The organism is Thermogutta hypogea (assembly GCF_055386265.1).
In genome coordinates this window covers 4,346,192-4,358,926 of the sequence record NZ_AP042425.1, presented here as the reverse complement: position 1 = coordinate 4,358,926, position 12,735 = coordinate 4,346,192, and the positions used below count along the sequence as shown (strand labels likewise).

The following is a 12,735-nucleotide window of genomic DNA, read 5'->3' as shown; positions in this document are numbered from 1 at the left end:
AGGGATGGGTAACTTCGGCCGCGTATTCGCTCTGGTTTTTCGTCACCCTTGGGTCTTGTGCGGCGTCACCGTGACGGCGGTGCTGGTGGGCGTCCTTTGGGGAGGCAACATCTCGGCCGTTTACCCGATCGTCGAGGTCTCGTTTCGCGGCGAATCCCTCCACTATTGGGTGGACATGAAGATCGACGAAGCCCGGCAGGATATCGCCCGGCTGGAACAAGAGCTTGACTCCTTACGGCGGGAAGGCCCCGAGGGTGATGCGGGCGCGAAACTCCGCGCTCAGACGCTGGAACAGAAGCTGAACAGCGAAAAGCTGCTGCTGTCCCGCTACCTGGGCATGCGACCCTGGATCCGGCGGTGGACGCCCGACGACCCGTTCCAAACCCTGCTGCTGGTGATCGCCGCGCTGCTCGTGGGTACGGTCCTTAAGAGCGCGGCCTTGGTGCTCAACATCGTGCTGGTGGGCTACCTGGCCCATAGCGTGGTCCACGACCTGCGGACCCGTTTCTTCCGCAACGCTTTGGAGCTGGATGTCAACACCTTCAGCAACGAGGGGGTGGCCGACCTCATGAGCCGGTTCACGCACGATATCCAGTGCGTGCACGGCGGCGTGGTCATCCTGTCGGGCAAACTGATTCGCGAACCGCTGAAGATGGCGGCGTGCCTGATCGGTGCAGCCGTTATCAGTTGGCCCCTGCTGCTGGTTTCGCTCTTGGTGGTACCCCCGGCCGCTTGGGCGGTGCGACAATTGGGGCGGAGCATCAAACGGGCGAACCGCCGGGCCATGGAAGAGATGTCCGTCCTCTACGGCACGCTGGAAGAGGCCTTTCGGTCGATCCGCGCCGTCAAGGCGTTCACCATGGAGCCGCACGAACGGCGACGATTCCGCGAAATCAGCCGCCGCTACCTCCGCCGCGGTCTGAAAATCGCCTGGTACGACGCTTTAACCAATCCGTTAACCGAGGTGCTGGGGATCGGGATCATTTCCCTGGCGATGATGGCCGGCGCGTACCTGGTCCTCCGCGAGCAGACCTCGCTGTTCGGGATCCCCATGGCTTCCCAGCCCATCTCGATGCCCAGCCTGGTGCTGTTTTACGCCTTCTTGGCCGGTGCCGCCGATCCCATCCGCAAATTGTCGGACGTGTTTTCCGGACTGCAAAGTGCGGCCGCGGCGGCCGACAGAATCCACGCGGTGATCGACCGTAAACCGCAGGTAAAAGACGCCGTTCACGCCGTGGCCGTCCCGCGGCATCACCGGCATATCGTCTTCGACCACGTGAGCTTCGCCTACACCGCCGACCGGCCCGTTCTCCGCGACATCAACCTGGAAATACCGTTCGGGCAAACTTTGGTGATTTTGGGGCCGAGCGGCTGCGGCAAGAGCACGTTGGCTTCGCTGATCCCGCGCTTCGCGGACCCCACCCAGGGCGAGATTCGCCTGGACGGGGTGCCGCTGCCGAACATCCGGCTACGTTCCCTACGGCGGCAGATCGGCGTGGTGACGCAGGAACCGCTGCTCTTCAACGACACGGTGGTGAATAATATCCGCTACGGCTCCCCCGGCGCGAGCGAAGAACAGGCCGTCGCGGCGGCCGTGGCCGCCAACGCCCACCGTTTCATCACCGAAGAACTCCCTCACGGGTATCAAACGGTGGTGGGTCCGATGGGGAGCTTGCTTTCCGGCGGGCAGCGGCAACGGATCGCGCTGGCCCGGGCGATCCTCCGAGATCCCGCCATCTTGATCCTGGATGAAGCGACCAGCCAGATCGACGTGGAAAGCGAACAATTGATCCAACGGGCGCTGGAAAAATTCGTCCAAGGCCGGACCACGATCATCATCACCCACCGGTTGGCGGCCGTTCAAACCGCGGATCGGGTCATACTGCTGCAAGACGGCGGAGTCGTGGCCGACGGCACCCACGGCGAACTCCTGCCCCGCTGCGAGGCCTACCGCCGGCTATTCAGCTTGCAATTCGAGGAGCTTCGCGTCTCCGCATAGGACGGTCGGCACCCTCTCCCGGCATTGATCGATGCCTTGGCCGCGCGAGCAAGCGGCCGTTCCCGGGCGGCCGCGGTACTTGCGAACCGCGCCGAACCTTGAACCGTAGGAGCAAGCGGCCAAGGAGATCATCCCTATGGTATTTACCGAAGAAGCGTTGCTGGTCCTGCGGGACGTGCGGAAATCATTCCAAACCCCCGACGGCGAAGTTCTCCCCATCTTGGATATTCCCGAATTCACCGTTCGGGCGGGAGAGCAGGTAGTCATTGTCGGGGAGAGCGGCTGCGGCAAGACGACGCTCCTCCACGTGATTGCCGGAATCAGTCGGCCGGACGAAGGGCAGGTACGCATCGACGGGTGGGATATCACCCTCCTATCGGAGGCGGAAAGCGATCGCTTTCGAGCGGAAAATATCGGCTACGTTTTCCAAACTTTCAATCTGCTGCCGGCCTTCACCGCGCTAGAAAACGTCCTGCTCGGGATGACGTTCGGTCGCGGGAAGCCGGATGTGCACCGTGCCAGGCAGCTTTTGGAACGGGTAGGGCTGGGACACCGCATGCACCACCGCCCGCGGCAAATGTCCGTGGGAGAGCAGCAGCGGGTATCCGTCGCCCGGGCTCTCGCCAATCGCCCCAAGCTGATTCTGGCCGACGAACCGACGGCCAATATCGACACGGGGAATCAGCAGGTCATCCTCGACTTGCTTCGAGAGGGTTGCCGTGAGGAAAACGTGGCCCTGATCCTGGTGACGCACAGTCCTGAGGTTGCGGCCCAATTCCCGCGCTTGGTTCACCTTGCGGAAATCAATCTGATTCTCAGCCGCAAGGTTTAAGCGGCATCATTCCCGGGCCTCTCGTTTCCTTTCAACTCAACCCAAAAGACGCTGCCATGAACTTGTGGAAAATCGCTTGGCGGAGCATTCAGCATCGGGCCGTCTCTTCGAGCTTGACGGCGTTTTCCATGGCGTTAGGCGTGGCCTTGGTCGTGGCCGTCTTGGTGATCTATCAAATCCTGGACCATTCCTTCAAGCGCAGTTCGCAGGGCTACGACCTGATCGTGGGGCCGGCACGGGGCGGGCCGCTGGAATTGGTCCTCAGTACCGTCTATTACTTGCAAACCCCTCGCGGCACCATTCCCTACCAAGTGTACGAGGACTTGCACAGCGGACGTTTTGCGGGAGAGGTCGAGGCGGCGATTCCCGTGTGCATGGGCGGATTCTACGCCGGTTTTCCCGCCGTGGGCACCGTGCCCGAGCTATTCGAAACCTTCCGCTACTTCGGCGACCGGCCCTACGAATTCGAGTCGGGGACGAGCTTCGCCGCCGACCAACCCTGGCAAGCGGTGATCGGAGCCACCGTCGCCCGGCGGACCGGTTTGGGGACGGGCGACAAATTCAAGGTCGCGCACACGACGTCGGGTCAGGGCACGCACGAACACGCCGAGGAGTACGAAATCACCGGCGTCCTCAAGCCCACCGGGACGCCCGTCGATCGCGTCCTCTTCATCAACATCCGCGGTTTCTGGCAACAACATCATCACGATCAAGCGATGGAGCGGGAGACGGGTCAGGCCGACGAAGAGGCCGACCCCGAGAAGGGCCACGCCGAGGAGGGCCACGACGTGGATGACGAACGGGCGTTGACGGCCGTGCTGGTCAAACGCGATTGGACCAACTCCGCGCGCGCCATGGAACTACCCCGCTTGGTCGTCCAAGATTCGCCCGGCCTGCAAGCGGTGGTCCCGAGCGAGGAGGTCGCCAAGCTGTTCGAAGGATTGCTCGGCAACATCCAAACCGTGCTCCTCATTTTCGCCGTCATGATCGTCGTAACGGCGGGCATCGGCCTCATGGTAAGCATCTACAATTCCATGGCCGAACGGCAGTTGGAAATCGCCATCATGCGGGCGTTGGGCGCCAAGCGCAGCACCGTGATGCTCGTCGTCCTGTTGGAGTCGATTTTGCTCTCGCTGGGCGGCGGGGCGGTGGGCGTCCTTCTCGGCCACGGGCTGATCGGGGCCTTCTCAGGCACCATCTTCGAGCAGACCGGCATCCGTATCAGCGCCCTCAGCGCCCAACCGATCGAGCTGGTGCTCATCCCCGGTCTGATCGTGTTGGCCTCCATCGTGGGCTATATGCCGGCCTTGATCGCCTACCGCACGGACGTAGCCAAGGCCCTGGCGCACGGCGGTTGATCGACCTGCCCCGGCCTTTCTCCGCTGAAAGCGTCGCCCGGCCGCCACGTCGGCGCCCGGCCCGGCGGACGGAGAGGCCCGCCGTCGCACCGTTATTCCGGATTCGCCCCCAGCGAGAAGAAAACACCGTTGGCGCAAGCGCTGCCTCCCGATTGCGCGAGCAATTCCGTGGTAAGGCCCTGCAATTGGGTGGCCGTGGCGATGACTCGAGCTTGCAAGTCTCCCTCGTCGCATGCGAGACCGCGAATGAATTCCTCGGCCTCTTCCAAGATGCATCGGGCCGTACGGATCAGCGTCTCTCGCGTCCGGTCACCGGTCGCTACCCCATCGCCGCCCCGCTTGTCGGGCAACATGCCCAAAGCGACAAGCCGGCAGTGGAACCAGCGGAGCAGACTACCGCGACTGACGGCTCCGACGGGCGTTCCCGCCCGAACGATGATGACCCGCCGCAAAGCCACCCGGCATAGGAATTCATAAATCGCCGGCAGGGGCGTATTTTCTTCATACGCGATGACCTGCCGTTGCATTAGCTGTGAAACCGGTCTCTGCCATCCATCCAAGGTGGCGATCGCGGCCATCAAGTCCTTTTCCGACAGCACGCCGACCAACTTGCCGTCGTCATCCACAACCGGGGCCGAAGTGATCCGGGAGCGGAGGAAGAAATCGGCGGCATTTCGCGTCGGGGTTTCCGCATGCAGGGGGCTGACGATGGGCGTCATGACATCCCGCGCCGTAACTCCCGCGAAGATGTCCTCCGGGGCCTTTCCTTGCGGCGCATTCTTGTCGCCGCCGATCACCGCGAGATAACGCACGACTCGATTGCGGCCGCTTCGTTTTGCGCACAGCAGGGCCTGATCGGCACGATCCACCAACTGTTCGGGAGTCAACGTATCTTCCCGCAGGCCGGCCACGCCCACACTGCACGTCACGGAAAGGTCTTCGCCCGACTCCAAATGAATGATTTCTCGGGCCAGCATCCCGCGCAGTCGTTCCGCCCACCGCTCGGCGCCGCTTTCGTCCGTATCCGGCAGGAGAGCGCAGAACTCTTCCCCGCCGTGCCGCGAGACGATGTCCGACTCGCGCGCCGTCCGACGCAGGAGGCCGGCCACGGTGCGGAGTACGAGGTCCCCTGCCAGGTGCCCGTGGACGTCGTTGATCCGCTTAAAGTAATCCAAATCCACCACGGCGCAGGCCAACGCCCGCCCGTGCCGTTTCGCCAGGGAGAAGTGATGGTAAAGGTGCTCGAAGAAGCTCCTTTGCGTCAAGAGTCCGGTGAGGGCGTCGGTACGTGCCAGCCGGGCGGTTTGGCGGTTGGCGGCCACGATCCGCCGGGCGGTGTTGAGGCGGGCCAAGAGTTCCGCCTTTTGCACCGGTTTGGTGAGATAGTCGTCCGCACCGCTTTGCAATCCCTGGACGACGTTCTCGGGGGTATTGCGGGCGGTGAGCAAGAGCACGTGGACGTAATAAGGCAGATCGGCCGCCCGAATCCGCCCGCACAACGTCGGTCCGTCCATGTGCGGCATTTCCCAATCCGTCAGAACGATGTCGGGACGTTCCCGGAGAACGGTCTGCAGGGCCTCGGCTCCGTCGGCCGCCTCTAACGTTTCGTACTGTCCGCCGCGGAGAAGATGGGTCAAAAGGCGGCGAACCGTCGCGTCGTCATCGACCACAAGAACCTTGATCGCGGCATCCGGCGGCGGCGGCTCCATGGGGCGCGCACGCTCGACCAGCGGGATATCGGGAGCCGAAGTACGGCCCTCGCCCGCCGCCGAAAACTCATGTGTTTCCGAAGCCTTGTCTTCCGTCATCGCCATCCTTTCCCTGTTGTTGTCTTCCATCAGTAGATGCGTTGGGTATGGTCAAAAAAAGATAGATTATAATTCCGGTCGACACTGCCCGAGCGGGCGAGGGGAACTCGATCGGTCGTTCGAACGAAGGCGTCGCAACCGGTGTGACCGGCACATTCGCATCGATCGGCCTACACGAAACAAACCCTACGAACGTTGATTGATGGCATCGAGGAATGGGGGCCGCACAACCCCTCTCGGAGAAACACAATCCGTTTCGCCGTGCGAAGGGACGCGTTGCGCGGCGTCCGCTCTTTGGTTGCCGCGGAGCACCGTCGTCCCAACGCATGGCCCAAGCCTAGGTGCCATTTTGGCAGCCCATCTCTTTTTGCCAGCTCCGCGAACTCGCCCGGCAGCCCTACGAATTGACACAACATCATGTCATTCAAAAACTTAAAGCAACGATACTGCGTTCTGAGCGAGCGCGGCGCGCATTTTGCAGCATGGAATTGGCATCCACGGGAGCGGGATAATGAGGCATCCCGCGTCGCTTTGGAACGGAAACCAGGGCAAAACGGGCGGGAGACATCTCTCTGTCAAGCGGTTTTTGAGCGAATAACAACATTCACGAATAAAAGGAGTCGTTTCAATGGCTGAAGAAAAAATCATCGGCATCGACCTGGGTACGACCAACTCGGTGGTGGCCGTCATGGAGGGGAAGGAAGTCAAGGTGATTCCGAATCAAGAGGGAAATCGCCTGACCCCGAGCGTGGTGGCCTTCACCGAAAAGGGCGAGGTCTTGGTCGGAGAGCCGGCAAAACGTCAAGCCATTACCAATCCCAAGCGGACGGTGTACTCGATCAAGCGATTCATGGGCCGCCGCCGCGAGGAAGTCCAATCGGAAGAAACGATCGTTCCCTATCAGATCGTGGGCGGATCGAGCGACTACGTGAAGGTCAAGATCGGCGATCGCGAGTACACGCCGCCCGAGATTTCGGCCAAGGTTTTGCAAAAACTCAAGGAGGCGGCCGAGGCCTACCTGGGACATCGCGTGAACAAGGCGGTGATCACCGTTCCGGCGTATTTTAACGACGCCCAGCGGCAGGCCACCAAGGACGCCGGTCAAATCGCCGGTTTGGAGGTCGTGCGGATCATCAACGAGCCGACGGCGGCTTCGTTGGCCTACGGTTTGGACAAGAAGACTTCGGAGAAAATCGTGGTCTTCGACCTCGGCGGCGGGACCTTCGACGTCTCGGTGCTCGAGGTGGCGGACGGCGTATTCCGCGTCATCAGCACCAACGGCGACACGCACTTGGGAGGCGACGACTTCGACCGGGCGCTGGTGGACTATGTCGCCGACGAATTCAAGAAGGACTACGGCATCGACCTCCGCAAGGACCCCATGGCCTTGCAGCGACTGCAAGAGGCTTGCGAGAAGGCCAAGAAGGAGCTTAGCTCGGTCCAGCAGACGGAATTGAACCTGCCCTTCATCACGGCCGACGCGAGCGGCCCCAAGCACTTGCAGATGACCCTCACCCGATCGCAGTTCGAGCGGTTGGTCGATCACCTGGTGGAACGCTGCCGCAAGCCCGTCGAATTGGCCTTGCAAGACGCCCGGCTCTCGCCGAAAGACATCGACGAGGTGGTTCTGGTGGGCGGTTCCACGCGGATTCCCAAGGTGCAGGAGCTGGTCCGGCAGATGTTCGGCAAGGAGCCGCACAAAGGCGTCAACCCGGACGAGGTGGTGGCGGTGGGAGCCGCCATTCAAGGCGCCGTGCTCGCCGGCGAAGTCAAGGACGTGCTCTTGCTGGACGTGACGCCGCTGTCGCTGGGCATCGAGACCCTCGGCGGCATCATGACCCGCATCGTGGAACGCAATACCACGATCCCGTGCGAACGGAAGCAAGTCTTCAGCACGGCCGACGACAACCAGACCGCGGTGACCATCAAGGTCTATCAGGGCGAGCGCGAGATGGCGGCGGACAACCGCCTGTTGGGTATGTTCAACCTCGAAGGCATCCCGCCCGCGCCGCGCGGCGTCCCCCAGATCGAGGTCACCTTCGACATCGACGCCAACGGCATCCTGCACGTCTCGGCCAAGGACTTGGGGACCGGCAAGGAGCAAAAGGTCCGCATCGAGCAGTCCGCCGGCCTATCCAAAGACGAGATCGAACGGATGCGCCGCGAGGCCGAGTCGCACGCCGAGGAGGACCGCCGCAAACGCGAGCTGGCCGAGTTGCGCAACAAGGCCGACAACCTCTGCTGGCAGACGGAAAAACTGCTCAAGGAGAATGAGGCGAAGCTCGGTGAATCGGATCGGCAGGCGATCCAGCGGGCGATCGAGAAGACGCGGGAGGCCGCCAAGTCCGACAGCGCGGACCGGATCAAGTCGGCGATCGCGGAAATGGAAGCCGCCGTACACGCCTTCAGCAAGACGCTGTACGAGCGTGCGACCGCCGGGGCCGGGGCTACCGCCGCGGGAACCGCCGACGCCTCCGCCGGCGCCGCCTCCGGCAAAGGCAAGGACGACGACACCATCGACGCCGAGTTCGAGGTGAAGTGAGCCGTCGCGCCGGCCCGGCACCGCCGCGTGCTTGCTCCCCGGATCGCTTCCAGGCCGCTAGAAGATCGCACACGCGATCCGGCGGCCTTTTTTACGGACCGGTCGCTCTCCGCTCCGCCCGAGCGCAATCCGCTCCCACCCAACGCGGCGGCGGTCGGCCGATCCGGAAGGCATCACGACAAGACGAAATCACAAAGAAGATGAATCCGAACAGGAGGATATCCCCATGGCATTCCGTTTCGACAAATTGACCATCAAAGCCCAGGAGGCGGTCGCCGAGGCGCAATCCCGGGCCGCTGATCGGCAAAACCCCGAAATCGATCCCCTGCATCTGCTGGAGGCATTGTTGAGCGAAAAGGACGGCATCGCCCGGCCCATGCTCCAGCGGATCGGCGTCCAATTCGGCCACCTGGAGCGGATGCTCCAGGCCGAATTGCAGCGCTTGCCGCGGATCTCGGGCGACGCCCAGCGGCAGCCGTCGGCAGCGTTGATGAAGGTGCTGGAGCAGGCTCAACGGGCGGCCGACGCGATGAAGGACGAGTTCGTCTCCACCGAGCACCTATTGCTGGGGCTGACGCAGGCCCCTTCCAAGGCCAAGGACATTCTTGCGCTCAACGCGGTAACTGAAAAAGAGATCCACGAGGCCATGCGGGCCGTTCGCGGTAACAGCCGCGCGGACGACCCCAACGCGGAGTCCAAGTACCAAGCCTTGGAACGCTACGGGATCGACTTGGTGGAACGCGCGCGGCGAGGCAAGCTCGATCCGGTCATCGGCCGCGATCAAGAGATCCGCCGCGTGATGCAAGTCCTCTCACGGCGGACGAAGAACAACCCGGTTCTGATCGGCGATCCCGGCGTGGGCAAAACGGCCATCGTGGAAGGCCTGGCCCTCCGCATCGTGGACGGCGACGTACCCGAAAACCTGAAAAACAAGCGGGTCATCGCGCTGGACATGGGGGCATTGGTCGCGGGAACCAAGTATCGCGGCGAATTCGAGGAGCGGCTCAAGGCGGTCTTGAAGGAGGTGGAGGCGGCCGGCGGCAACATCATCCTCTTCATCGACGAACTGCACACCGTGGTCGGGGCCGGTCGCGCCGAAGGCGGCTCGGACGCCGCCAATCTGCTCAAACCGGCGCTCGCCCGGGGAGAGCTGCGCTGCATCGGGGCCACCACCCTGGACGAATACCGCAAGTACATCGAGAAGGACGCCGCGCTGGAACGCCGTTTCCAACCGGTGTACGTGGGCGAGCCTTCCGTCGAGGATACGATCGCCATTCTCCGCGGATTGAAACCCCGCTACGAAGCCCATCACGGCGTGAAAATCAAGGACTCGGCCTTGGTGGCGGCGGCCCATCTGTCCCATCGCTACATCACCGACCGCTTCCTGCCGGACAAGGCCATCGACCTGGTGGACGAGGCCATGAGCCGCTTGGCCATGGAGCTTCAAAGCGTGCCCGTCGAAATCGATCAACTGCAACGCCGGGTCGTGCAACTGGAATTGGCCGAGCGGCAACTCGCGGAGGAGAACGAAGAGCACGCCAAGGAGCGGCGGCGGGAAATCCAAGAGGAGATCACCAAGCTCCGCAAGGAGTTGCAGGATTTGAGGCGGCAATGGGAAAGCGAAAAAGCCGCCCTCGAGGAAATCCAAAAGCTGCGGCAGGAATTGCAGCAGGTGGAGCACGAATTCAATCAGCTCCAGGCCGGAATCAAGGACAAGCAATCGTCGGGAAGCATGGTGCCCGAGGCCGACTACCAACGGCTCTATGAACTGGACATCCGGCGGCGGCAGTTGCAGAAGGCCTTGGAGGAACAAGAGTCGGCCTATCCCGTCTCCGACGAACGCCGTTTGCTACGGCTGGAGGTCGGCCAAGAGGAGATCGCCGAGGTCGTCAGCGCTTGGACCGGGGTACCGGTCGCCCGAATGATGGAGACCGAGCGGGCCAAGCTGATCGTCCTGGAGGAGCGGTTGCACCTTCGCGTCGTGGGACAGGACGAGGCGGTGCGGGCGGTGGCCGACGCCGTCCGACGCAGCCGCTCCGGCTTGCAAGATCCCAAGCGGCCCATCGGGTCCTTCATCTTCCTGGGTCCCACCGGCGTGGGCAAGACCGAGCTGTGCAAGGCCCTGGCCGAGGTGTTGTTCGACGACGAAAACGCCGTCGTCCGCCTCGACATGAGCGAGTTCATGGAGCGGCACACGGTGAGCCGCCTGATCGGAGCGCCGCCGGGCTACGTGGGCTACGAGGAAGGCGGCGTCCTGACGGAGGCCGTCCGCCGCAGGCCCTACGCCGTGGTCCTGCTGGACGAAATCGAAAAGGCCCACCGCGACGTGTTCAACATCTTGTTGCAAGTGCTGGACGACGGCCGGTTGACGGACAACCAAGGCCACACGGTGGACTTCACGAATACCATCATCGTGATGACCTCCAACATCGGCAGCCAGGCCGTCCAGGAGATCACGCGGAGCGGGGGGCGCGAGGAGGAAATCCGTGACGCGGTGCAAGAGGCCTTGCGGCATCACTTCCTGCCGGAGTTCTTGAATCGCGTGGACGAGATCATCATCTTCCACCCCTTGCGGCGCGAGCAAATCCGCAAGATCGCCGATATCCAAATCGAGCGGCTCCGAAAGCGGCTGGCCGAGAAGGGCGTCCGGTTGGAGGTCTCCGATCGCGCGGTCGAGGCCGTGGCCGAGTTGGGTTACGATCCGACCTACGGTGCACGCCCGCTCAAACGCGTGATTCAACAGCGGATCGAAAACCCCTTGGCGGTCGAACTCCTCAAAGTGAGCGATTGGGAGGGCATGACGGTCCGCGTGGATTACGAGCTGGGAGATTTCACCTTCCAGCGGGTTGTGGAAGCCGAACCCGTCGAAAGTTGATCACCGTCGGCCGGCTTGCGCTCGAATGGGAACTGAGCCGTCGGCGTCAGCCGACGGCTCCTTTGTTTGCGGGCCGGGCGAGGGAGAAACCGTGCGAATCTCACTCGGCGACGCGTTGGCGGATGAAGCGGACGCTCGGGTCGGCCCCGGCGCTGCCTCCGGTCAACGTCTCCGCCAGATAGCGGACCCGTTCGCGAGAATTGATGGGCGAGCGGAAATTGTCGCCTTTTTGCAGGATGATCCGCACGTCGGGCATTTCCCCGAAGGCCTCCGTCCCGGCGACCTGGCAGGGGAACCAGTAGCCCTTGCCCTCGTCATCGACGAGAAAGAACTCCGGATAGCAATGCCCCTGGACCCACACGGTCCGTGATGGGATCCCCAAGGCCCGGCACAGGGCGACGAAGAGCGACGTCATGTCCTCGCAGTCGCCCGTCCCGTCCTTCAAGGCGGCCAAGGCCCCGCGGAGCGGCGTGTTTTGCTTATAGGTCACGTGCTCCCGAACCCAGTCGTAGATCGCCTTCACGCGGTCCCAGTCCTTCCCCTCGGCTGGAAAAATCTCCTTGGCTTGGGCCGTGATCTTCGGGTCGCGGGATTCGATTTTGGGGCTGGTACCGAGGAACGGTCGAACGTCGGAGGGAATCTGCCGACTCTCGGGAATGCGGAAGATCGACGTATCGGGGGGAGGCAGTTGCACGAATCGTCGGACCTCCACCGTAACGACGGCCTTGGCTTCTTTCCCGCCCGGCAAATTCGGTATCTGCACCACCATCATATCGACCAGCCCATCCACGGTTTGGTACCGGACGGAGACGCCGGGGGAAATATCCTCCTCCACGATCTCAACCTGCTGTTCGGGCCAATTTCGCGGGATGGGGGCCGTTCCCTTGATTCCGCGACAGGCCCCCCCTGACGCCGTGATCACCATGCCGGCCTGCCACCGCATGACCACGGGATCGCCCAACCGGCAGCCCTTGCCCTCCTCCGTCTTGAACTGTGCGAAAACGGTTTGCCCGGCAACCGTCCAACCCCACAACACAAGCGATAGGATCGCGATTCTCGACATTGCAACCTCATTCCCGATAGGAAACCCCGCGGGCTGGCAAGTTCGCGGAACGAAACCGCCCCACGTCGTCGATCAAGCCGGCACGGCGGTCGCTCGCAATGGCGGCGATGCTGGTCCTCGGCGCCACGCTGCCGGATCTCTCCTTCTCTATCTTACAATACGCAATCTGGAGAATATGCGGCAAATGGAATAACGCAAAGGTGAGCGAAGTGGATTCGCGCGCATTTTCTCACCCGCGCCGAGGAGACCCTCTTTCCG

7 protein-coding genes are annotated in these 12,735 nt (G+C 62.8%); 5 read left to right on the top strand and 2 right to left on the bottom strand.

Features of this window, described 5'->3' with window-relative positions; translation table 11 throughout:
* Positions 1-4: 4 nt before the first annotated feature.
* The 3 genes from ACZ5B4_RS15655 to ACZ5B4_RS15645 all read left to right on the top strand — a co-directional run bounded on the left by ACZ5B4_RS15655 (position 5) and on the right by ACZ5B4_RS15645 (position 4,189).
* Entirely contained in the window at positions 5-1,999 is a 1,995-nt protein-coding gene (locus ACZ5B4_RS15655; RefSeq protein WP_464912167.1) for an ABC transporter ATP-binding protein, read from the top strand.
* 136 nt (positions 2,000-2,135) lie between these two features.
* Complete coding sequence (locus ACZ5B4_RS15650) at positions 2,136-2,831, top strand: ABC transporter ATP-binding protein (protein WP_464912166.1); 696 nt, start codon at positions 2,136-2,138, stop codon at positions 2,829-2,831.
* 56 nt (positions 2,832-2,887) lie between these two features.
* Positions 2,888-4,189, top strand: coding sequence for an ABC transporter permease (locus ACZ5B4_RS15645; RefSeq protein ID WP_464912165.1), 1,302 nt, complete (start codon positions 2,888-2,890; stop codon positions 4,187-4,189).
* 92 nt (positions 4,190-4,281) lie between these two features.
* Here ACZ5B4_RS15645 and ACZ5B4_RS15640 read toward each other — a convergent pair whose 3' ends face one another.
* Complete coding sequence (locus tag ACZ5B4_RS15640) at positions 4,282-5,997, bottom strand: diguanylate cyclase (RefSeq protein ID WP_464912164.1); 1,716 nt, start codon at positions 5,995-5,997, stop codon at positions 4,282-4,284.
* A gap of 628 nt (positions 5,998-6,625) precedes the next feature.
* Between ACZ5B4_RS15640 and dnaK the strand changes: the two genes are divergently transcribed.
* Positions 6,626-8,539, top strand: a complete 1,914-nt coding sequence (dnaK, locus tag ACZ5B4_RS15635; RefSeq protein WP_464912163.1) for a molecular chaperone DnaK — start codon at positions 6,626-6,628, stop codon at positions 8,537-8,539.
* 226 nt (positions 8,540-8,765) lie between these two features.
* Positions 8,766-11,414, top strand: a complete 2,649-nt coding sequence (gene clpB / locus ACZ5B4_RS15630) for an ATP-dependent chaperone ClpB (RefSeq protein ID WP_464912162.1) — start codon at positions 8,766-8,768, stop codon at positions 11,412-11,414.
* 100 nt (positions 11,415-11,514) lie between these two features.
* Here clpB and ACZ5B4_RS15625 read toward each other — a convergent pair whose 3' ends face one another.
* A complete protein-coding gene (locus tag ACZ5B4_RS15625) occupies positions 11,515-12,477 on the bottom strand; it encodes a transglutaminase-like domain-containing protein (RefSeq protein WP_464912161.1) in 963 nt (320 codons plus the stop codon).
* Positions 12,478-12,735 lie beyond the last annotated feature (258 nt).